The organism is Pseudomonas sp. XP1, assembly GCF_053557675.1.
Window position 1 is genome coordinate 316,422 of record NZ_JBNRIJ010000001.1, and the last position, 20,769, is coordinate 337,190.

The following is a 20,769-nucleotide window of genomic DNA, read 5'->3' on the forward strand; positions in this document are numbered from 1 at the left end:
CCGCTTACGCTATCGCAACGGGGCAGTTGCCCGTTCAGCATAAGTCCCGGAACGCCTCTCCTTTCACCTGGAGCACCGTCATGACCCATCCTGTGTATGCCCCGGAGCGGACCGCTTTGTTGCTGGTCGACCCCTACAACGACTTCCTGTCCGATGGCGGCAAGCTGTATCCCATGCTCAGAAGCGTCGCGGACGAGGTTGAACTACTCGACAACCTGCGCATGACCGTTGCCGCCGCGCGAGGGCAAAGTATTCAGGTGTACTACGTGCCTCATCGGCGCTGGCAGCCCGGCGACTACGCCAACTGGGATCACCCCAATCCGACCCAACGCCTGATTCAGCAACGACATACTTTTGCCAAGGGGTCCTGGGGCGGCGAATGGCATCCCGACTTCGTACCGCAAGAGAGCGACATCATCATCCAGGAACACTGGGGACAAAGCGGGTTCGCCAATACCGACCTCGACTTCCAGCTCAAGCAGCGAGGCATCACACATGTGATCGTCGTCGGCCTGCTGGCGAACACCTGCATCGAATCGACCGCACGCTTCGCCATGGAACTGGGTTATCACGTCACGCTGGTACGCGATGCAACAGCCGCCTTCAGCAAGGAAATGATGCACGCGGCGCACGAACTGAACGGGCCGACGTTTGCGCACAGCATCGTCGAAACCCGCGAGCTCGTGCAGACTTTGCAACAGCAGTGAAGGGGCTGCGTCATGTCAGCCTCTTGCGCAGCGCCGATGGGAGTTTCCGGCCGCCTTGTCACGCTCATGGCCCTGTGCTGCGCGCTGGCGGTCTCGACCATCTACTACCACCAGCCGCTTTTGCCCCAGATGGCCGCATCGTTTGGCCTGGCACCGACACAGGCCGGCCTGATTGCCACGCTGACGCAGTTTGGTTATGCGCTAGGCCTGGTGTTCATCGTGCCGCTCGCCGATTGTCGACAGCCACGCCAACTCGCGCTGCTGGCCATCGCGGGAAATGCCTTGGCCCTGCTTCTTTGCGCCGTGGCACCGACCTTCTCAATGCTGTGCGTGAGCAGCCTTCTAGTCGGTGTGACGGCGATCACTGCACAGCTCATCATCCCTTGCCTGTCGGGGTTGGCCACTCCGGCTGAGCGGGGTCGTATCGTCGGCAGCCTGCTCAGCGGCCTCTCCGCAGGCCTTTTGCTGGCGCGCATGCTCGGTGGCTTCGCCGGCGCGCATACGGGGTGGAGAGCCGTCTTCGTGCTGGCCTCGCTCAGCGATGTCCTGCTGCTGGTCATCGTTGCCAAGCGCCTGCCCGCCAGCACAAGCCTTCAGACGATAAGCTACACCTGGCTCCTGGGTTCGCTGGGAAGCCTGATCAGGCAGGAAGGCGTGCTGCGTTACTGCGCGGCGAGCGGCCTGCTGATGTTCGCCGCATTCAGTGCGCTGTGGGCCTCGCTTGCCGCGCTGTTGGCACAACCCCCCTACGGACTCGATTCCGCCACAATCGGTCTGTTTGGCCTGGTCGCGCTGTTGGGCATCGTCGTGTCGCCGCATATTGGGGCGCTAACCGATCGTCTGGGCGCGCGCACCATGGTGCTCGCCGGCGCAATGGCCCTCGTCCTGGGGTTCGCATGCATTGCAGCAAGCGGGCAACATCTTGGCTGGCTGATCCTCGGTATGCTGCTGCTCGATATGGGCAATCGTGCCGGGCTGGTTGCCAACCAGGCACGGGTATTCACCCTCAGAGCCGAGGACCGGAGCCGGCTTAATACCGTATTCATGGGGTCGTATTTTCTGGGGGGAGCGATCGGCGCCGCATTGGGGAATTACGGCGTGCACCGGGCAGGCTGGATCGGCCTTGCCGCTGTTGGCATCCTGCTGTCTTTTGCGGCCATGGCGATCAATGCTCTTGCACCCCGTGAGTCGAGCTCGACGATGGACGAGGCTAGTCTATGAGCGATTCAGAAACGACGCGACAGCGCACCTTTGCTGGTTTGCTCCAGCGTGGGTCCTGGCCTGAACGATTCGATGAACTGGCCGATACCCATGGCGTTCCCTATGCGCAGCGCTACTTTATCGAAGGTGCGCCGCTGCGCGTTATTCAGTCCCTCGTTCCCACGCTGAAGATCGATGTGGTGGTGGTCGGCGTGGTGCAGCCCAGGCGCTGGGCCAAGCTGATCGGCGATACTACCGAACGGTTCGTCAATCATGCCTCGTGCAGCATTCTGAGAGTCAGGCTCACATCAGCAGATTGATTCAGGCGGTATCGCCGGCTCGGCCGTGGCGAATCACTTTGGCAACTTACGCCGCCATCCCCAGTTTGACTTGATAAAAGCCAAGCACAGGTCAGTTTTACGACGCCGCCCGCGGTCGAGGTGGTGGGCCCTGGAGTGGCGCCGCCTGATGCGTGGCTGGTGTTTCCAACTATGTCCTGGTTCAGACGCTCCAGCAGCTGCAGCGTGTCATTGGCGGGCCTGCCGATCTGCTCGGTGGTGCAGAGCCACATTGCCCTGACGACGGGCAGGGAATGGTCATTGCCTTCAACGCTGCGTTCATTGCTGTGGCGTTGCTGTTTGTCGTAGCGGTGCCGTTGCTGGTTTGCATAAGATGGTTTTGGCGCGCGGGCCTAGAGGCGCCAAGACAGCTCTGGCCAGCATCGAGCCAAGGCTGTCCGTTACCTTCAGGCGATAAGGTCCACTGCCAGCTGGAAGGCTACCCATAACGCCAAGCCAGTGGCGAATGCCAGCGCGATGTTTTCGAACCAGTTGTTGCGGTACGCCTTGCCCAGCAGCGATTTCTGGTTGGACATGATCAGCAGGCCCAGTGAGATCACGGGCAGGCCGATGATGTTCAGCGCGCTGACACCGATGGTGAGGGTCACGAAGTCCGGCATGCCCGGGATCGACCAGACCAGTGGGGTCACCAGGATGAACAACATGAACCATTTGTGCATTGGGTCGTTGTGGAATTCCTTTCCATAGCGTTCGCGCCGCCCGGGTTTCACATGCTGGAAAGCGTCGGTGATCAGCATGGGAAACGCAGTGGTCTTGCCGGAAATGCTGGCAAACAAGGTAGCGAACACGCCGACGAAGAAGATGTACCAGCCGATCGGGCCGAAGAACAGTTCCAGCGCCTTGCCCAGGTCGCCAAGCGTTTTTACCTCGATGCCGTTGGGCCGCAGGATTTCCGCGCCGACGATCCAGATCGCCAGGTTGATGACGATACCTACGAATACCGCGAACAGCAGGTCGTTGCGTTGGATGCGTTTGTGTTGCGGGCCGACCCAGCCTTTTTCACGCATGACATAAGGGTGCACGAAGTTGGCTACCGAACCTGCCACGGCACCGATCACCGATACCGCTACCAGCAATGCGCCGTGAACGCCTTCATCGGCTGGAATGCTGAAGCCGATGGTGCCTTTGACGATACCCGCCACGTCGGGGCCGGACATCACCGCCAGCGCCAGGAACGCCAGGGTCATGACCGCCAGCAGTAATTTCATGACCCCTTCGATCATGGTGTAGATGTTGCGCCCCACCAGCATCCACACGGCCAGCACCACGGCCATGGAGCACAGCAGTGGGTGGTCGATCCGCAGCAGCATCGCCAGCGCTTCCCCCGCACCCTTGATCATGTAGGCGTTCATCAGGTGCCCCATCAACAGGGCATAGGCCAACATGAACCAGGCGAACACCGGGTGCAGCTGCGCATAGCCCTGCAGAATGGTCATCCCTTGGTTATTGCACAGCTGGAAGCGGGCGATGATGTTTACGATCAGGTACCGGAGCAGGAGCGAAACGGCCAGCACCCACATCATGGCGTAACCGTAGTTCGCCCCGGCGACAGATGAAGTTATCAGATCTCCTGCCCCCAACCACGACAGAACCGCGATGACGCCGGGGCCAAGCAATCTGATCAGCTTTGACAGGCGATTTTGAGAGCGTACGGCAGTTTTTCCCTCGACAGAAGGTATGCTCGACATGGTGACTCCATTGTTTTTTTTGTGAGAGCGGAGCGTAGTCGAACATAGTAGATAGGATGTCGTACAACCTAAATTTCAACAAAGATATTTCTTGATGTTTCGAGGTAAGGTGCAATATCCAAAGAACGGTCGAGACGTCACTGACAGGCTTCATCAAGCAGTTGGGGAAGGCCGCATTTCTCGCGGCCTTTACCGGTTAGACCTGCGCTTGGCCACCGTCGACGAACAGTTCGGCCCCGTTGACGAAGCTGGCGTCGCTGGATGCCAGGAACAGAGCGGCTTTGGCAATCTCCTCAGGCTCGCCGACGCGCCCCAAGGGAATCTGCGATGCAAGGTAGTCCAGCAGGCCTTGTTGCTGAGCTGCGTCCGGGCCGGCGAGGTCTACCAGACCCGGGGTGCGAGTCGCGCCCGGGCTGATGGTGTTTACCCGGATGTTGCGATCTTTCAGGTCGAGGATCCAGTTACGGGCGAAGGCACGCACTGCAGCCTTGGAGGCCGCATACACGCTGAATGCAGGTGTGCCCGAGCTGGCAGCAGTGGAGCCGGTCAAAATTACCGAAGCGCCTTGAGCCAGAAGTGGCAACGCTTTCTGAACCGTGAACAGCGTACCTTTGACGTTACGATCAAAAGTGTCGTAGTAGTGTGCTTCAGAAATGTCTCCCAATGGCAACATCGAGCCCCCCCCCTGCGTTTGCGAACAACACGTCAATACGTCCGTGCTCTGCAGCCACCTGTTGGTAAAGGGCATCGAGTTCGTCCGGCTTGGAAGAATCCACTCGAACCCCTACCGCGCTGCCAATCTGTGCGACGGCGTTGTCCAGCTCCGCCTGGCGGCGCCCAGTGATGAATACTCGTGCGCCTTGTTGAGCGAAAAGCTTGGCGGTCGCCAGGCCAATGCCCGAGGTGCCGCCAGTCACGATTGCGATTTTGTTTTCAAGCTTGCCAGTCATGATCAACTCCAGTGTTTGTGATGTTGCGTTGGGAGAAGCGTATCGACGGGCTGTAAAAACCAAAATAGAATTGTTGGAAACTTATCGTTGCAGAAATGAAATGAGCAAACTTCCGGATTTTGAAGGGTTGGCAATGTTTGCCAAGGTAGCTGAGGAGGGCTCGTTCGCAGCTGCTGCCAGAGTCATGGGCGTTTCAGTGCCTACAGTATCCAGGGCGGTAGCACGGCTGGAGGAGCGACTGGGGGGGCGCCTGTTCAACCGCACGTCTCGGCAACTTTCATTGACCGAGTTCGGTCAGAGCATGGCTGGCAAGGCTGGGGAAATCTATCGACAGGCCGAAGAGGTGGAAGGCGAGGCGATGGAGCTCTCCGTTCGACCTCGTGGCCTGGTTCGCCTTGCGATCCCCATGTCGTTCGGCTTGAGATGGGTCGCGCCCTTGATGCCGCAACTCTTTCGGCAATATCCAGAACTCTCGGTAGACCTCCATTTGTCCGACGCTTCGGTCGACCTGATCGCCGATGGTTTTGACGCGGCCTTGAGGATCGCTGCGTTGCCCGACTCCTCATTGGTGGCGAGAAAACTGTGTGCCGTGACTCAGTTCCTTGTCGCCTCACCGGCCTACCTCAATCAGCACGGAAGGCCAAAGCATCCCCGAGAGCTGGCAAGTATGCCTTGCCTCAGCTACGCCTACCGTGCCCGGACGCAGGTCTGGAGATTCACGCATGCATCTGGAATAGAAGAGGATGTCGTGCCTACCGGGCCTTTGCGTGTCACTAATTCGGAGGCGATGCTTCCACTGTTGCTAGAAGGGATGGCCATCTCTGAACTGCCTGAGTTCATCGCGAGTGAGTATCTGATGGATGGGCGCCTGGAAAGAATCTTGCCGGAGTGGAGTATGACTCGGGGCGGTTTGTATTTCGTGACGCCGTCTGCGCGAACCCGGCCAGTGAAGATCAGAGCTGTTTCCGATTTCTTCTTTGAACACCTTTCCGCGCCGACCTGGCGTTGGGCGCCTGGGTATGAGTCATCAGGTGATATTCAGCGAGCAGGGCTTGAGTGAGGTGGATTCGTCGATAACTTCGTCGAGGTTTACGGCGTGGTTTGCGTTGGCGAGCATGGTTTGCGCCAAGTCTTCCGGCAGAGTGTTGAGGTTGCGGCCGCCTCGGATATCAGCCTCCAGCAAACCCAGGAACGCACCCATAGCAGAGTCTTCATGGATGGCTTCTACGCGGCTGACCACGATTTCACCCCCCGCACGTCGAATGCGATTTTGCCACCGGTATCAAGCCCCAGTAGCTGGGGAACGGATTTGGGCAGTGTGACCTGCCCCTTCGAGGTCAACGTGGCGATTTAGTGGATGGCAGGCATGAACGTTCTCACGGATATGCTGAGTGAGCAGTAAGGAATAATCCTTACATGATCAAACTTGTTCTTCTGCTGATCAGGCAGAAACGGGGAGGACGCTCAATAGCGCCGTAAGATGAGTTACACCACTTCCTGGGACACGATCGGCGCGAAGCCCCTAAAGACTCTCAGGGTCGCCGAAGAACATCTGTATCCGCGACCGCAACCACCGCTCCGCCGGGTCATTGTCCTGCGCCCCGCGCCAGGCCATGTGCAGCTCGAAACTGCGCACATCCAACGGCAGATCCTCCGCCCGCAACCCACCCGCCGCGGTCAGCGCATCCGCCGTGTAGTCCGGCACCGTGGCGACAATATCGGTGCCCGCCAGCAAGCTCCCCAGCCCGTTGAACTGCGGCACCGCCAACACCACGTGGCGCTTGCGGCCTATCTCGTCCAGCGCTTCATCAATGAACCCCGACAAGTCCCCGGCAAACGACACCAGCGCATGCGGCCGCGCGCAGAAGTCGTCCAGGGTGATGGCGCCGGGCACGCTGTCGGCGCGCAGCAGTTTCGGCATGCTGCGGCGCAGCACCTTGCGTTTGGCGTTGGCTGGCAGTTCGCTGGTGTAGCTGACCCCCACCGAGATCTCGCCCGAGGCCAGCAGCGTCGGCATCAGCAGGTAATTGACCCGGCGCACCACCAGCACGATACCCGGTGCTTCGGCGCGGATACGCTTGAGCAGCTGCGGCAGCAGGGCGAATTCAGCGTCGTCCGACAGGCCGATGCGGAACACCGCATTGCTTGTGGCCGGGTCGAATTCGGCGGCGCGGCTGACGGCGGTGGAAATCGAGTCCAGTGCAGGAGACAGCAGGGCGAAGATTTCGTGGGCCCGGGCCGAGGGCTCCATGCTGCGGCCGGTGCGCACGAACAGCGGGTCGTCGAACAGGTTGCGCAGGCGCGACAGGGCCGCACTGATGGCGGGCTGGCCGAGGAACAGTTTTTCCGCGGCACGGGTCACGCTGCGCTCGTGCATCAGCGTTTCGAACACGATCAGCAGGTTGAGGTCTACGCGACGCAGGTCGTTTCGATTCATCGGTGCGCTTCGCCTAAAGTGGGGCAAAGGTGAATCTTAAGGCCAAAGGCTGGTACCCTGCACGGGTTTAGGGGGACCAATCGCAGGGAATGTCAGGTGCCCAATCGATGACAGGCATGTCGACTATTAATGACCACTGATGGTCTAACCGGCAAAGCCCGGATAAAGTCCGTGGTAATTAGAGGTTCACAAAGGCGAGGTATGCGATGTCCCGCATGATCCGTTTCCACAAGTTCGGCGCTGCCGATGTGCTCCGTTGCGAGGAGCAGGCCGAACCGTCACCTGCTGCCGACGAGGTACAGATCCGCGTCGAGGCGGTTGGCGTCAGCTGGTATGACGTGCTCTGGCGCCAGAACCTGGCACCATCCCAGGCACGCCTGCCAGCAGGGATCGGCCACGAGATGGCCGGGGTGGTGACCGCGGTCGGCGAAGGGGTCGAGGATATTGCGGTGGGCGACCGGGTTGCCAGCTTCCCGGCCACCAGTGCCAACGACCACCCGGTGTACGGCGACGTCATTGTGCTGCCGCGTACGGCCATTACCCGTTATCCGGATGTGCTCACCCCGATCGAGGCCAGCGTGCACTACACGCCGCTGCTGATCGCCTATTTCGCCTACATCGACCTGGCCCGGGCAAAAGCCGGGCAGACCGCGCTGGTTACCGATGCCAGCCACTGCGCGGGCCCTGCCTTCGTGCAGCTGGGCAAGGCCCTGGGGCTGAAGGTGTTCGCCGCCACCAAGGAGGCGGAGCAGCGTGAGTACCTGCTGGGCCTGGGCGCCGACAAGGTGATTGTCACCGAAGAGCAGGACCTGCTGCTGCAGGTCGGCAAGTATACCGATGGCCGTGGCGTGGACATGGTCCTCGATGGCATGGGCGGGCCGCAGATGTCGCTGTTGGGCGATGTACTGGCACCGCGTGGCAGCCTGGTGCTGTATGGCCTGCAAGGTGGCAACCAGACGCCGTTCCCGGCTTGCGCGGCGTTCCAGAAGAACATCCAGTTCTATGTGCACTGCATCGGCAACTTCACCGGCAAGCCGGAGCTTGGCATCAGCCAGGATCAGGTGGCGCTGCAGCGCGCTCTGCGCGATATCAACCAGTTCACTGCCGACCAGTTGCTGACACCGCAGATCATCAAGGTGTACCCGTTCGAGCAGGTGGTCGAGGCGCATCGCTACATGGACCAATGCCCGTGCGGCGGGCGTGTGGTGCTGGACATGGCGCAACACTGACAACGGTCTGGATTATCAGGAAGCCCGGGCAGAGTCCCGGGTTTTTTGTGCCCAATACAAACTGGTATGACGTTAAAAAAAGAAAGTTCCTACAACGAAATACGTCACGTCTTATATTTAAAACCATTGCTCGGTGGCCCGTGGAAATATTCCGCCAAGCTTTTGGGCTTGAACTGTTCTTGCCTGGCAGTCAATGTGTTTTCTCACTTCCGCTGAATGGTTTTTTTACCCTGATCTGTATCTTCTATTCGCTTTGCATCCCTCGATAATGGCTCAATGATAGTTTGCGCAAGGAGCGTGGAATGAGCATGGCTATGCCCAAGCCAGGGCGGTGTTTGGCAGCGGCAGGGCGTCGCGACGATGCGTTTTTCTCGATGTCATGGCGACAGTGATGGTTACGTCATTAATTCCAATTAGTTGTAGGAAATTTCTTCTGGAAAAGTTCAGGGCATGTTGATGTTCAGATCCTCTGATCAACGTGCGCTGGCTGCATGAAGTTGATGAGGTGATCTCGTGACTGCTATTCACGACCAGGCAATGCACTATATCTACCAACAAGTACTCGAGCGCTTGCTCAGTCATATGTCACAAGCGCAGCGTGCTTCCTTGCAATTGCTGATACAACGGCTGCTGGTTGCTGCGGGCGGGCCCGAATACATCGGCACCTACCGCTTGCTGGTGCTGCAAGGCAACGATCGCTGCAGCACCCGGCTGCTGGCCATGCTGCGTGCCGCACAACTGAGTATCGCCCTGCGGGCGCCGTTAACTTTCCAGCTGCGGGTCCTGGTGGTGAGCCTGCCTGTGGCTGACAGTGCCACGCTAGAATGCCATGAGCGCAGCTTCAATGCGCTGTTCCTGCAGGATGACCCGCGGGTACAACTGCAGATGATCAAGGGGCGTGAAGTGGTGCCGTTCAGCCGGCATGCCCCTGCCGCGCCTGACAACTGGCTGTTGCCGAGGGACGCCATGCTGATGTTCGGTCATCTGGTCGAGGCCGGGCCCGAAGCGCTGCTGGGTAGTCGCCTGCACCTGGAACTGGCGGCCGCCGTCGGCTTTGCGCTGCAGGCACATTCACCTGCGGATGTATTCGTCACCGCCATTCCTGCGTGCCAGCGCCGCCGGTACCTGGCCTGGGCACGGCGCAGCCTGCGCCTGGCAGGGGAACATGGTCCGCATGTGTTACACCAGTGCCTGGCGACGCTGGCACAGGGGCTGAGTCGACTGCACGGCAGCATCGGACTGCCACCCGGCGCTTTGGCGGAGCCGACCTCGGTGGGCGTGCCGCAGAGCACGCCGGTGCGGTTGATTGCCATTGACGACCTGATGCCGCCGTTGCTCGAAGAGCAGCAGCTGGACCTGATGCTCGGTTGTCGCGTCGAAGGGGGGCAGGACGCCTGGCAATTGGCCGCGTTCGTCGAGCCGTTGGCCCCGGTGCAGCTGCGGGAGCTGCATGCACGCAGTCTCGAGCCGCAAGCCAGTCGCCCGGCATTGCGGCTGGCTGGCCAGCCGGGCGCCAAAAAGCGGCGCGATGTGCATCAGCTGCAGTTCGGCAAGGCATATGGCATCAATCAGATCCAACAGGTGTGCCTGCTGTTCAGCCCGTTTGCCAGGCAGGGGAAGAATCTGGAGCGTTTTCTGCAGTGCTGGCATGCCGACATGCTGGTGGCGCTGCCATACCTGCATCGAGCCTTGCAGGGTAAACCCTGCCCTGATGCGGTGAAAAACTGGCTGGTGAACACCAGCGGCCTGCCGCTGGGGCAACTCAGGTTGATCTATGGCGGGGGCCTGCCGCTGGCCTGCTGGCGGCTGATGAGCCATCTGGCACGTCGCGATGTACAGCTGAGGTTGCTGCCGCGGCGGTTGGCGGGGCGGCGGCGTGGTCATGCGGGGCCACCTTGATGGAGCAATCGGGTTCCGGCGAATTCGCCTATCGCAAGGTCTATCGTTATTTGGAAGCCCTGATCGACCAGGCTCCACGCAGCGGCCCGTGCCGTTTGCCGTCGTTGCGCGTGCTGGCCCGGCGGTTGCGGGTGTCATTGGCCACCGTGCAGAGCGCCTACAGCCTGTTGGAAGAAGAGGGCCGCGTGCAGTGCCTGCCCAGGTCGGGCTATTACGTACAGGGCGCTGCCAAGGGGGAGGCTGCAGCCATGCCCCGGCAGGCACCCCTGCCAGCACAGCCGATGCTCGAGCGCACCCTGTTCACCCACGAGCGGCGCCTGGCCCGTCAGCGCACGCACAGTGTTGCCCCATGGGAAGCGCCCGGCAGCGCCCGTCTGCGCAATGCCCTCGCCGAGCGCTATACCCGCTCCTCAAACCAGTACTGGCGTGCCGAGGACGTTCAACTGGCTCCGGATGTGCAGGCGTTGCTGGAGACAATGCTGGCGGCGCTGGCCCTGAAAGGCGGTACCGTGGTGGTGCACTCGCCCTGTTGCTGGCAGGTGCTGCGCGCGTTGGCACGTGCCGACATGCGAGTGTTGGAGGTACCACTGGATACCCGTGGCAACCCGGACCTGCGCGCCTTGGCCCGGCTGCTGGCCAGCGAGCCGGTGTGCATGCTGGTCATGCCGTCGTGCCTTGGCATGCCGCAGGGGCGGCTGGTTTCACCTCACTATCAGCAGCAGCTTGGCCAGTTGCTTGACCAGCACCCTGTATGGTTGCTGGAAAACGACCTGGACAGCGAGCACTGTTACAGCGGGCCGCCGAATACACGCCTGCGCGATTGGGTCGACTCCCGCTGGTTGTTGGTGATGGGGGCGTTCGATGCCGCAGTGGGGAACGAGGCGCCCTATGCCTACCTGCTGAGCCTTGATGCCGGGCTGGCCAGGGCTTTCGCCGAGCGTGCATTTCGGCTTGCACCGCTTCGCCTGCAAGCGCTTGCGCACATGCTGGGCAAAGGCGAAATCGAGGCGCAACTAGTGCGGCTGCGCACCGACCTGCAAAAGCGCATGCAATATCTGGCGCGTGAGTTGCAACAGCAGTTCGGCCAGCGGGTGATGCTGGAAACGCCGGACGGTGGCCGGACACTGTGGGTGCGCTTTCGCCAGCCGCTGCCGTGGGAGGGTATTGCCGCAGCGCTGGCTGGTTCATCACTGCAAGCACTGCCGGGCGAGCAGTTCAGCCTGCAGGGCCGCTACCAGCAGTGCCTGGCGATGGCGTGGCTGGGTGATCACCCGGGGGAGCTGCAACAGGCGGTAGAGCGCCTGGCCCATGCGCTGGAACTGCGCTGTGGCCGGCCTGCCGGGGTTACACCTTGAGCCGCCGGGGTTGCTTGGGCTGCTCCTACCGAACCTCGCCGAACCAGTGATTCGTGGAGCGCTCGCTAGTCAGCGATTCGCTTGCTCCTGCCCTTGCCGCAAGCGGGTACTGACCAGCGCTGCCACCACCAGCAACGCGGCGATGATCCACAAGCCATTGCGGGTACTGCCGGTGGCCTGCTCGATCAGGCCCATCACCGATGGGCCGACGAAACCGCCAAGCAGGCCGCAGGTGGTGACAAAGGCCAGACCTGCCGCCAGGGCACTGCCACTCAGGCGGCTGGAGGGGAAGACGAAGATGATCGACTGCACCACGAACAGCATCAGGGCCGTCAGCGAAAACCCGATCAGGCCGATGAACGAGTTGGCCAGCGACGCCAGCAGCAACCCGGCCGCCATGGTCAGCAGGCCGCAGAACAGCAGGGTGCGGCAACGGCTCGGCGAGGTGGCCAGGCGCGGGAGGGTGGCGGCGCCGATGGCGGCAGCAATCCACGGTACGGCGGTCAGCAGGCCGACCTGGAAGGGCGACAGTGCGCTGTAGGTGCCGATGATACCCGGCAGGAAGAAAATCACCGTGTAGATGGTGATCTGGTGCACGAAGTACACCACGATCGCCAGCCAGATCTGCCGGTCGCGGAACATCTGCCCCAACTTGCTCTGCTGCGGTGCGGTGGCGCGCTCCGCAGCCAGGCGGCGCTCGATGTCCTCGGCTTCGACGGCCGACAGCCAGGGCGCCGAAGCCGGGCCATCGGGCAGTTTCTTCCATACCACATAAGCCAGGGCCACTGCCGGCAGGCCTTCGAGCACGAACAGCCATTGCCAGCCGTGCCAGCCCAGCACACCGTCCATTTCCAGCAGGGCACCCCCCAGCGGGCCGCTGAGGATGTTGGCCAGGCACACGCCCAACAGGAAGTAACCCGTGGCGCGGGCACGCTGTTCACGATCGAACCAGTAGGTCAGGTACAGCATCACGCCGGGGAACAGGCCCGCTTCAGCAACCCCGAGCAACAGGCGCATGACGTAGAACGAGGTTTCGCCCTGGACGAAGGCCATGCCCGCCGAGAGCAGGCCCCAGGTGATCATGATGCGGGTGATCCAGAAGCGTGCGCCGACCCGATGCATGATCAGGTTGCTGGGTACTTCGGCCAGGGCGTAGGTGAGGAAGAACAGCCCGGCGCCCAGGCCGTAGGCCGCTGCCGACAGGCCGAGGTCTATACCCATGCTGGCCTTGGCCAGGGCAATGTTGGTCCGGTCAAGGAAGCTCATCACGTAGACAACGATGAGCAGTGGCATCAGTTTGCGCAGCAGCAGGCCGTTCAGGCGCTGTTCGGTGGTGGCGGCAGGGGCGGGCGCCGCCGCAGTACCGGTGAGGATTGTCATTGTTTTTTCCCCGTGAAAAGAGCTGGTGGCGTGCCGCGCAGAGGCGGCACACCCAGGTAGGTGGGTCAGGAGCGGTTGATGTCGAGCCACACCGCGCCGTTGGGGTACTGGTAGCGCGCGAGGGTCTCGGCATGCATTTCGATGCTGTAGCCCGGGCGTTGCGGTGGCATGTAGCGCCCGCGGCGGATCACCACCGGGTCGATGAAATGCTCGTGCAGGTGGTCGACGTACTCCAGCACTCGGTTGTGCAGCGAGGCCGACACAGCGATGTAGTCGAACAGGGCAATGTTCTGCACGTATTCGCACAGGCCGACACCGCCGCCGTGCGGGCACACGGGTACGTCGTACTTGGCCGCCATCAGCAGCACGATCAGCACTTCGTTCAGGCCACCCAGGCGGGCTGCGTCCAGTTGGCAGAAGTCCAGCGCGCCGGCCTGGAACATCTGCTTGAACATTACCCGGTTGTGGCAATGTTCACCGGTGGCCACGCCAATCGGCGCAATGCGCTGGCGGATGGTGGCGTGCCCGAGGATGTCGTCCGGGCTGGTCGGCTCTTCGATCCACAGTGGCTCGAACGCGGCCAGGCGGCGCATGTTGGCGACGGATTCCTCGACGCCCCATACCTGGTTGGCATCCATCATCAGGGTGCGCTCCCAGCCAATCTCGTCGCGCAGGATGCTGGCGCGGCGAATGTCTTCCTCCAGGTCCGCACCGATCTTCTGCTTGATGTGGGTCCAGCCATCTTCCACCGCCTCGCGGGCCAGCTTGCGCATCTTTTCTTCGCTGTAGCCCAGCCAGCCCGGCGCGGTGGTGTAGCCAGGGTAGCCTTCGCGCAGCATCTGCGCTTCGCGCTGAGCCTTGCCCGGCGCCTGGCGGCGCAGCAGGGCGATGGCTTCTTCGGGGGTGAGCACATCGGTGACGTAGCTGAAGTCCAGGCAGCGCACCAGCTGCTCGGGCGTCATGTCGGCCAGCAGCTTCCACACCGGCTTGCCCTCGTGCTTGGCCCACAGGTCCCACACGGCATTGATGATCGCGGCGGTGGCCAGGTGGACCACGCCCTTTTCCGGGCCCAGCCAGCGCAACTGGCTGTCGCTGACGGTGAAGCGGTGCCAGAAACCGCCCATGTCGGCCGTGATTTCCTCCAGGGTGAGGCCGACGATCAGCGGCGCCAGCGACTGCACCGCAGCAGCGCAAATCTCGTTGCCACGGCCGATGGTGAAGGTGAGGCCGTGGCCTTCCAGAGCCTCGACGTCGGTGTGCAGCACCACGTAGGCCGCCGAATAATCGGGGGCGCTGTTCATGGCGTCGGAGCCGTCCAGCGACAGCGAAGTGGGGAAACGAATGTCGCGAACGCTCAGGTGGGTAATACGTATGCTCATGGTCGGCTCTTGTTCTGTTCAAGCACTGGGAGACCTGACTGTAGGTTGTCGAGCGATACAGGCATAATCGCCAAATCTTAATCAGTGATACCGGATTCGATATGTCTCGCTTGCCACCCGACAGCGCCCAGGCGCCTGCCAGCCTCGGCGCATTGAAGATCTCCAGCCGGCAGATCACGCTGCTCAACGCCTTGGGCGAGTTCGCCAACCTGCGCCGTGCTGCCGCGGCGATGCACACCACGCAACCGGCTGCGAGCCTGTTGCTGCAACAGCTTGAGGAGCGCCTTGGCGTACGCTTGTTCGAGCGTTTGCCACGGGGCATGCAAGCGACGCTGTATGGCGAAGTGATGATCCGCTATGCGCAGAACGCGCTGCATGAGTTCGAGCACGCCCAGGCGCAGATTGCCGAGCTGGCGCGCGGGGCCCAGGGCCTGGTGCGGGTGGGCAGCGTAATGGGCCCGGTGCCGGGTGTGCTGACCAGGGCAGTACTGGCCTACAAGCGCGATCACCCCAAGGTGCGCATTTCTCTGGAGGTCGGCACCAGCGACACCTTGCTGCCGGCCTTGCTGCGTGGCGACTTCGACATGGTGGTGGGGCGCCTGCCGGACCAGAGCGACAGCCAGGACCTGAACATCGAACTGTTCGAAGGCGGTGAGCAGATGCGTGTTATCGCCCGCGCAGGCCACCCGCTGGCCAATGCCGCCGGGCTGCAACTGACCGACCTGGTGGCCTTGACCTGGGTCCTGCACCCCATCGGCAGCCCGATGCGCCGCCGCGTCGAAAGCGCGTTGCAGGCCGGCGGCATGGTGCAGTCGCTGGATATCGTCGAAACTGCCTCGATCCTGGCTACCACCGCCATGCTCGAAGCCTCCGAGATGATTGCGGTGGTGCCCGATGACGTGGCCAAGCATTATGCCCGCTATGGAATGGTCGCTATCCTGCCGGTAGAACTGCCGCTGGCAATGGCCAACCTGGGCGTGTTGACCCTGCGCTCGCGGCCCAACTCGGTTGCCCTGGACACCTTGCTGCACTACCTGCGGGCGCAATAGCCCTGCCTTTTCACTTGCCTGAGGCCCTGCGTCAATGCCGCCGGACATGACCCATTCCAGCTTTTGCAACTGGATCCGCTACAAGCACCTGGTGCTGATCGACACCTTGGCGCGCACCCGCAACATGCACGCCACCGCCACGCGCATGAACCTGAGCCAGCCGGCACTGAGCAAGATGTTGCGTGACCTTGAGGAGCAGTTCGGCTTCGCCCTGTTCGAGCGCCTGCCGCGGAGCATGCCACCCACCGAACTGGGCCAATATGTGGTGCGCTATGCCCAAGGCGCGCTGGCCGAGTCGCAACAGTTCGTCGACCAGGTCAACCGCCTGCGCAACGGTGGGCACGGCTTCATCCGCGTCGGCGGGATCTTTGCCGCCACCGCGCTGGTGCTGCCGCAGGCCATCGCCGCGATAAAGGCGCGCAGCCCGTTGCTGTCGATCGAAGTGGTGGAGCATTCCAGCGATCACTTGTTGACCATGCTGGAGCAGAACAAGCTCGACATCATGATTGGCCGTTTCACTGAAGAACGCTTCGGCCAGCTGTTCGACTTCCAGCCCCTGGAGCCGGAACCGTTCAGCCTGGTGGTCAACAGCGAGCACCCGCTCAATCAGCTGGAAAGCACGCCGCTGGCAGCGCTGGGCGACTGGCCGTGGGTGCTGTACCCGGTGGGCACGCCGATCCGCAACCGCCTGGAACAGGCATTTCGTGTTGCCGGCATCGCCACGCCTGCCGACAGCGTCGAAACCATCTCCATGCCCATGTTCCTGCAATTGCTGCAGGCGGCGCCGATGATCGCCATGTTGCCGCGCTCGATGGTTGCAGCGCAGTTGGCCAGCGGCCAACTGAAAGAATTGCGCAGCCCGTTGCACCTGGCGGCGCTGGAGTACGGCGTGGTTACCCGAAAGGACGAGCCGCTGAGCGCTTCGGCCCAGGCGTTTGTCGAGATTTTGCTGGAGGGGGCTCGGCGCCGTCAGCAGGAACAGGAATGAAGCCCCTGGGGCTGCGCAGCGGCTCCAATGGCCCTGAAATGTGATTGATAAACACGCCCTGATACCGGTTTTTGATAACCCAGGGTTATCGCACGATCGGATCATCTCATTGGGAATGTTGCCCAAGGCTTCTTACAGTGGTCGCAGCCATAACAAGAAGCCAGCCGCACCCTGAGAGGTCCCATGCAACTGATTGCCAAGTCCGGCGACCTTGCCGTCATCCGCCTCAACCCGCTGGACAACGTGCTAATCGCCCGCCAGGCCCTGCCGCAAGGCCTGCGCCTGGACGCCGAAGCGATTACCATTCGCCAGCCCATCCCCTCGGGCCACAAGCTCGCTACCGAGCGTGTGGAGCAGGGCCAGCCCCTGCGCCGTTACGGGCAGATCATCGGTTTTGCCTCGCAGGCCATCGACGCCGGCGAACACGTGCATGTGCACAATGTGCAGATGGGCGATTTCGCCCGTGACTACGCGTTCGGTGTCGATACCCGCAGCCAGCCCGGCCGCGAGGCGCAGTTCCAGGGCATTGTGCGTGCCGATGGCCGGGTCGCCACCCGCAACTACATCGGCATACTCACCTCGGTGAACTGCTCGGCGACCGTGGCCCGGGCCGTGGCCGACCATTTCCGCCGCGACATCCACCCTGAAGTGCTGGCCGATTACCCGAACATCGACGGCGTGGTGGCACTGACCCACGGCGCCGGCTGTGCGGTGGACCCCGGCGGTGAAGCCCTGGGCCTGTTGCGTCGTACCCTGGCCGGGTACGCCGTACATCCCAATTTCGCTGCCGTGCTCATCATCGGCCTGGGCTGCGAGACCAACCAGATCGAGAGCCTGCTGGAAACCCAGGGCCTGCAGGCCAGCGCCCAGCTGCGCGCCTTCACCATCCAGGGTATCGGCGGCACCTCCAAAGCCATCGCCGCCGGTATAGAGCAGGTCAAGGCTCTGTTGGCCGAAGCCAACCAGGTGCAACGCCAGCCGGTCAGTGCGCGGCACCTGGTGGTCGGCCTGCAATGTGGCGGTTCCGATGGCTATTCCGGCATTACCGCCAACCCGGCATTGGGCAATGCCGTCGACCGCCTGGTGGCGGCCGGTGGCACCGCGATCCTCTCCGAGACACCGGAGATCTACGGTGCCGAGCACCTGCTGACCCGCCGTGCGGTCAGCCGCGAGGTCGGCGAAAAGCTGGTGGCCCGCATCCGCTGGTGGGAAGACTACTGCCAGCGCATGAACGCCGAGCTGAACAACAACCCTTCGGCTGGCAACAAGGCCGGGGGGCTGACCACCATCCTCGAGAAGTCCCTCGGTGCGGTGGCCAAGGCCGGTTCCAGCAACCTGGTCGATGTGTACCAGTACGCCGAAGCGGTGCGGGCCCAAGGCCTGGTGTTCATGGATACCCCCGGCTACGACCCGGTTTCGGCCACCGGCCAGGTGGCTGGCGGGGCCAACCTGATCGCCTTCACCACCGGCCGTGGCTCGGCCTACGGCTGTGCCCCGGCGCCGTCGATCAAGCTGGCGACCAACAACCGGGTGTTCGAACACCAGGAAGAAGACATGGACGTCAATTGCGGCGGCATCGCCGACGGCTCCACCAGCATCGAGGAGTGCGGCGCGTTCATCTTCGAGCAGATGCTGCGCATCGCTTCCGGTGAACCCAGCAAGAGTGAACTGCACGGCTACGGTCAGAACGAATTCGTGCCCTGGCAGATCGGTGCCGTGACCTGATCGCCAGCCCCATCCCTTTTCCAAGGCAACTGCAATGACTCGAGCCACACTTCACAATGTGCAAGCACTCACCACCTTTGTCGAGCGGCTGTTCGAAAAGGCCGGTGCCGATACCGAAGTCGCCCAGGCAGTGACCCGGGTACTTCTCGAAGGCGAATTGCTGGGCCATCGCACCCATGGCCTGAACCTGGTCAGCCGCTACATCGACGGCATGCTCGGCGGGCAGGTCAAGGCCCGCGCCCGGGTACTGGAGCAGGTGTCGGACAGTGGCATCTCCAGCCTGTTCGATGGCCACTACCTGTTGGGGCCGTACTGCGTCAGCCGTGCCCTGGACTGCGCGGCAAAGGGCGCCACTTCGCAGGGTATCGGCATCGCCGTGGTACGCCGCGCTGCGCATATCGGTTGCCTGGCAGCTTACCTCAAGCCCTATACCGATCAGGGCCTGGTGGCGATGCTGTATTCCTCGGACCCGTCGGTAGGGCTGGTCTGCGCCCATGGTGGCGTTGACCCGATCTACACCCCCAACCCGATTGCCGCGGGCATCCCGACCCAGGGCGAGCCGATTCTGCTGGACGTCAGCATGTCCACCGTCACCCTCGGCCTGGTCGGCCAGTGTCGCGACGCCGGCAGCCGCCTGCCCCACCCGGTGCTGGTGAGCAATGACGGGCAACTGAGCGACGACCCGCGCGACTTCTTCACCAGCCCGCAAGGCAGCATCCTGCCCTTGGGGGGCCAGGCCTTTGGCCACAAAGGTTTCGCCCTGGCGCTGCTGGTCGAAGCCCTGACCTCGGGGCTGGCCGGCCATGGCCGCAAGGATGCACCAGACCAGTGGGGTGCATCGGCCACCGCCGTGGTCATCGATCCGAGTTTCTTCGGCGGCCTGCAAGCGTTCACCGACGAAACCAGCTTCCTCGGCCGGCTGGTCCTGGCCAGCCGGCCACTCGACCCCGAGCGCCCGGTGCGCCTGCCTGGGCAGGCTGGCCTTGCCTTGCGCCGCCTGGCCCTGGAGCAGGGCGCAAGCCTTTCTTCACAGCTGGTGGCCGACCTTGACCGGCTGGCCGGGCAGCTGCAATTGCCGGCACTTTCCCAATGAATGACAGTAAGGGTACACAGATGACTGAACGAGCGAACGGCAAGCGACTGCCTCTGACTCACGATGCCAGCGCGTTCGACAGCGGCAGTTGGGTAGGGCGGGTCTGGCTGCCGGACCAGGGCCCTGCGGTGGTACTGGTAAAGGTCGGCGCCGTGCACGACATCAGCGCCCATGTAGCCACCGTCTCGGCCCTGCTGGAAGTGGCCGACCCCGTGGCCTACCTGCGCAGCCTGCCGCTGGCCGAGCCGCTGATCGGGCTGCCAGCCTTGCTCGGCAACAGCGACCCGGCCCTGCGCGACCCGCGCCAGCCATGGCTGCTGGCACCTGTCGACCTGCAGGCGGTGAAGGCCGCTGGGGTAACCTTCGCCACCAGCCTGCTGGAGCGCGTGGTCGAAGAGCAGGCCAAGGGCGACCCGGCCAAGGCCGATGCCATCCGCGACACCCTGGCCAGCCGCATCGGCGCCGACCTGTCGCAGATCGTACCAGGCTCGGCCCAGGCCGAAGCGCTGCGCAAGGTGCTGGTGGAGCAGGGCCTGTGGTCGCAATACCTGGAAGTGGGTATTGGCCCGGACGCCGAGGTGTTCACCAAGGCCCAGCCACTGTCGGCGGTCGGCCACGGCGCCGACATCGGCATCCACCCGAAGTCGAGCTGGAACAATCCGGAGCCGGAGGTGGTGCTGGCGGTGTCGAGCGATGGTCGCATCAAGGGTGCGACGCTCGGCAACGACGTCAACCTGCGTGACTTCGAAGGCCGTAGCGCCTTGCTGTTGTCAAAAGCCAAGGACAACAATGCCTCCACCGCGCTTGGCCCGCTGCTGCGTTTGTTCGACGAAAGCTTCGGCCTGGACGACGTGCGCGCCGCCGAAGTGGACTTGCAGGTGGTGGGCGAAGACGGTTTCATCCTCGCCGGCCGCAGCTCCATGCGTCAGATAAGCCGCGACCCGCAGGACCTTGTGCAGCAAACCCTCAACGAGAACCATCAATACCCCGACGGCCTGGTGCTGTTCCTCGGTACCTTGTTCGCCCCCAAGCAGGACCGCGACCAACCGGGCAACGGCTTCACCCACAAGCCGGGCGATGTGGTGAGCATCAGCAACCCGCAACTCGGTACCCTGTGCAACCGCGTGACTACCAGCGACCTGGCGCCGCAGTGGCATTTTGGCCTGCGTGCGCTGATCGACAGCCTCGGCCGGCGCGGGCTGCTGGACGTAGCAACCACCGCGCGCCAGCCTTGAGCGGCGCGCTGCGTCAGGGAGGGCGCAGCTTGAACGAAGGACCGCCAAGGCGCTGACAGCGCGGCAACAATAATAATAAAGGTCATCACATGAACC

The 20,769-nt window shown here is 62.7% G+C and carries 16 protein-coding genes and 2 pseudogenes; 12 read left to right on the forward strand and 6 right to left on the reverse strand.

What is annotated here, in order from left to right; genetic code table 11:
* The first annotated feature begins 80 nt into the window (after positions 1–80).
* The 3 genes from ACK1U9_RS01440 to ACK1U9_RS01450 are packed head-to-tail and all read left to right on the forward strand — an operon-like array spanning position 81 to position 2,227.
* Positions 81–707 carry an isochorismatase family cysteine hydrolase gene (locus tag ACK1U9_RS01440; protein WP_196173646.1) on the forward strand — a complete coding sequence of 209 codons (627 nt, stop codon included), beginning with the start codon at positions 81–83 and terminating at the stop codon, positions 705–707.
* Positions 708–719: 12 nt separating this feature from the next.
* On the forward strand, positions 720–1,928 hold the full coding sequence (locus tag ACK1U9_RS01445; protein WP_230386527.1) for an MFS transporter: 1,209 nt from the start codon (positions 720–722) through the stop codon (positions 1,926–1,928).
* Positions 1,925–2,227 carry a universal stress protein gene (locus ACK1U9_RS01450; protein WP_108480000.1) on the forward strand — a complete coding sequence of 101 codons (303 nt, stop codon included), beginning with the start codon at positions 1,925–1,927 and terminating at the stop codon, positions 2,225–2,227. The genes ACK1U9_RS01445 and ACK1U9_RS01450 overlap by 4 nt, the downstream gene beginning before the upstream one ends.
* A 425-nt stretch (positions 2,228–2,652) precedes the next feature.
* Here the strand turns inward: ACK1U9_RS01450 and ACK1U9_RS01455 are convergent, their stop codons facing one another.
* Together ACK1U9_RS01455 and ACK1U9_RS01460 are read right to left on the reverse strand one after the other, a co-directional pair.
* A complete protein-coding gene (locus ACK1U9_RS01455) occupies positions 2,653–3,954 on the reverse strand; it encodes an Nramp family divalent metal transporter (RefSeq protein ID WP_108480002.1) in 1,302 nt (433 codons plus the stop codon).
* 196 nt (positions 3,955–4,150) lie between these two features.
* Positions 4,151–4,904: pseudogene (locus ACK1U9_RS01460) on the reverse strand (SDR family NAD(P)-dependent oxidoreductase).
* A gap of 100 nt (positions 4,905–5,004) precedes the next feature.
* On the opposite strand from ACK1U9_RS01460, the gene ACK1U9_RS01465 reads away from it, so the two are divergent.
* Complete coding sequence (locus ACK1U9_RS01465) at positions 5,005–5,964, forward strand: LysR family transcriptional regulator (RefSeq protein WP_085598516.1); 960 nt, start codon at positions 5,005–5,007, stop codon at positions 5,962–5,964.
* On the opposite strand, the pseudogene ACK1U9_RS01470 reads toward ACK1U9_RS01465, so the two are convergent.
* Positions 5,932–6,254, reverse strand: a pseudogene (locus ACK1U9_RS01470) (type II toxin-antitoxin system PrlF family antitoxin). The gene ACK1U9_RS01465 and the pseudogene ACK1U9_RS01470 sit on opposite strands and share 33 nt — an antisense overlap.
* A 172-nt stretch (positions 6,255–6,426) precedes the next feature.
* Positions 6,427–7,341 carry a LysR family transcriptional regulator gene (locus ACK1U9_RS01475; protein WP_153671073.1) on the reverse strand — a complete coding sequence of 305 codons (915 nt, stop codon included), beginning with the start codon at positions 7,339–7,341 and terminating at the stop codon, positions 6,427–6,429.
* A gap of 206 nt (positions 7,342–7,547) precedes the next feature.
* On the opposite strand from ACK1U9_RS01475, the gene ACK1U9_RS01480 reads away from it, so the two are divergent.
* The 3 genes from ACK1U9_RS01480 to ACK1U9_RS01490 all read left to right on the forward strand — a co-directional run bounded on the left by ACK1U9_RS01480 (position 7,548) and on the right by ACK1U9_RS01490 (position 11,824).
* Positions 7,548–8,570 carry a zinc-dependent alcohol dehydrogenase family protein gene (locus tag ACK1U9_RS01480; protein WP_046613736.1) on the forward strand — a complete coding sequence of 341 codons (1,023 nt, stop codon included), beginning with the start codon at positions 7,548–7,550 and terminating at the stop codon, positions 8,568–8,570.
* 513 nt (positions 8,571–9,083) lie between these two features.
* Complete coding sequence (locus tag ACK1U9_RS01485; RefSeq protein ID WP_046613735.1) at positions 9,084–10,469, forward strand: hypothetical protein; 1,386 nt, start codon at positions 9,084–9,086, stop codon at positions 10,467–10,469.
* The gene (locus ACK1U9_RS01490; RefSeq protein ID WP_153671074.1) at positions 10,469–11,824 is read left to right on the forward strand and encodes a GntR family transcriptional regulator; all 1,356 of its coding nucleotides are present in this window, start codon (positions 10,469–10,471) and stop codon (positions 11,822–11,824) included. Before ACK1U9_RS01485 ends, ACK1U9_RS01490 begins: the two co-directional genes overlap by 1 nt.
* Positions 11,825–11,893: 69 nt before the next feature.
* Here the strand turns inward: ACK1U9_RS01490 and ACK1U9_RS01495 are convergent, their stop codons facing one another.
* Both ACK1U9_RS01495 and ACK1U9_RS01500 read right to left on the reverse strand, forming a co-directional pair.
* Entirely contained in the window at positions 11,894–13,204 is a 1,311-nt protein-coding gene (locus ACK1U9_RS01495; RefSeq protein ID WP_108480007.1) for an MFS transporter, read from the reverse strand.
* A gap of 65 nt (positions 13,205–13,269) precedes the next feature.
* Entirely contained in the window at positions 13,270–14,583 is a 1,314-nt protein-coding gene (locus ACK1U9_RS01500; RefSeq protein WP_153671075.1) for an L-fuconate dehydratase, read from the reverse strand.
* Between the two features lie 101 nt (positions 14,584–14,684).
* On the opposite strand from ACK1U9_RS01500, the gene ACK1U9_RS01505 reads away from it, so the two are divergent.
* From ACK1U9_RS01505 to ACK1U9_RS01525, 5 genes are all read left to right on the forward strand, one after another.
* On the forward strand, positions 14,685–15,632 hold the full coding sequence (locus tag ACK1U9_RS01505; protein ID WP_153671076.1) for a LysR family transcriptional regulator: 948 nt from the start codon (positions 14,685–14,687) through the stop codon (positions 15,630–15,632).
* Between the two features lie 34 nt (positions 15,633–15,666).
* Positions 15,667–16,620 (forward strand): LysR family transcriptional regulator, encoded by a 954-nt coding sequence (locus tag ACK1U9_RS01510; RefSeq protein WP_046616896.1) that lies wholly within the window; start codon positions 15,667–15,669, stop codon positions 16,618–16,620.
* Between the two features lie 183 nt (positions 16,621–16,803).
* Positions 16,804–18,345 (forward strand): UxaA family hydrolase, encoded by a 1,542-nt coding sequence (locus ACK1U9_RS01515; protein ID WP_449109621.1) that lies wholly within the window; start codon positions 16,804–16,806, stop codon positions 18,343–18,345.
* A gap of 34 nt (positions 18,346–18,379) precedes the next feature.
* A complete protein-coding gene (locus tag ACK1U9_RS01520; protein WP_449109622.1) occupies positions 18,380–19,438 on the forward strand; it encodes an Ldh family oxidoreductase in 1,059 nt (352 codons plus the stop codon).
* A 20-nt stretch (positions 19,439–19,458) separates the two neighbouring features.
* On the forward strand, positions 19,459–20,673 hold the full coding sequence (locus ACK1U9_RS01525; RefSeq protein ID WP_449109623.1) for a fumarylacetoacetate hydrolase family protein: 1,215 nt from the start codon (positions 19,459–19,461) through the stop codon (positions 20,671–20,673).
* The last annotated feature ends 96 nt before the right edge of the window (positions 20,674–20,769 follow it).

Coding starts and splice junctions, on each gene's coding strand:
- ACK1U9_RS01440 (WP_196173646.1), top strand. CDS start 81: ATGACCCATCCTGTGTATGCCCCGGAGCGGACCGCTTTGTTGCTGGTC.
- ACK1U9_RS01445 (WP_230386527.1), top strand. CDS start 720: ATGTCAGCCTCTTGCGCAGCGCCGATGGGAGTTTCCGGCCGCCTTGTC.
- ACK1U9_RS01450 (WP_108480000.1), top strand. CDS start 1,925: ATGAGCGATTCAGAAACGACGCGACAGCGCACCTTTGCTGGTTTGCTC.
- ACK1U9_RS01455 (WP_108480002.1), bottom strand. CDS start 3,954: ATGTCGAGCATACCTTCTGTCGAGGGAAAAACTGCCGTACGCTCTCAA.
- ACK1U9_RS01465 (WP_085598516.1), top strand. CDS start 5,005: ATGAGCAAACTTCCGGATTTTGAAGGGTTGGCAATGTTTGCCAAGGTA.
- ACK1U9_RS01475 (WP_153671073.1), bottom strand. CDS start 7,341: ATGAATCGAAACGACCTGCGTCGCGTAGACCTCAACCTGCTGATCGTG.
- ACK1U9_RS01480 (WP_046613736.1), top strand. CDS start 7,548: ATGTCCCGCATGATCCGTTTCCACAAGTTCGGCGCTGCCGATGTGCTC.
- ACK1U9_RS01490 (WP_153671074.1), top strand. CDS start 10,469: ATGGAGCAATCGGGTTCCGGCGAATTCGCCTATCGCAAGGTCTATCGT.
- ACK1U9_RS01495 (WP_108480007.1), bottom strand. CDS start 13,204: ATGACAATCCTCACCGGTACTGCGGCGGCGCCCGCCCCTGCCGCCACC.
- ACK1U9_RS01500 (WP_153671075.1), bottom strand. CDS start 14,583: ATGAGCATACGTATTACCCACCTGAGCGTTCGCGACATTCGTTTCCCC.
- ACK1U9_RS01505 (WP_153671076.1), top strand. CDS start 14,685: ATGTCTCGCTTGCCACCCGACAGCGCCCAGGCGCCTGCCAGCCTCGGC.
- ACK1U9_RS01510 (WP_046616896.1), top strand. CDS start 15,667: ATGCCGCCGGACATGACCCATTCCAGCTTTTGCAACTGGATCCGCTAC.
- ACK1U9_RS01515 (WP_449109621.1), top strand. CDS start 16,804: ATGCAACTGATTGCCAAGTCCGGCGACCTTGCCGTCATCCGCCTCAAC.
- ACK1U9_RS01520 (WP_449109622.1), top strand. CDS start 18,380: ATGACTCGAGCCACACTTCACAATGTGCAAGCACTCACCACCTTTGTC.
- ACK1U9_RS01525 (WP_449109623.1), top strand. CDS start 19,459: ATGACTGAACGAGCGAACGGCAAGCGACTGCCTCTGACTCACGATGCC.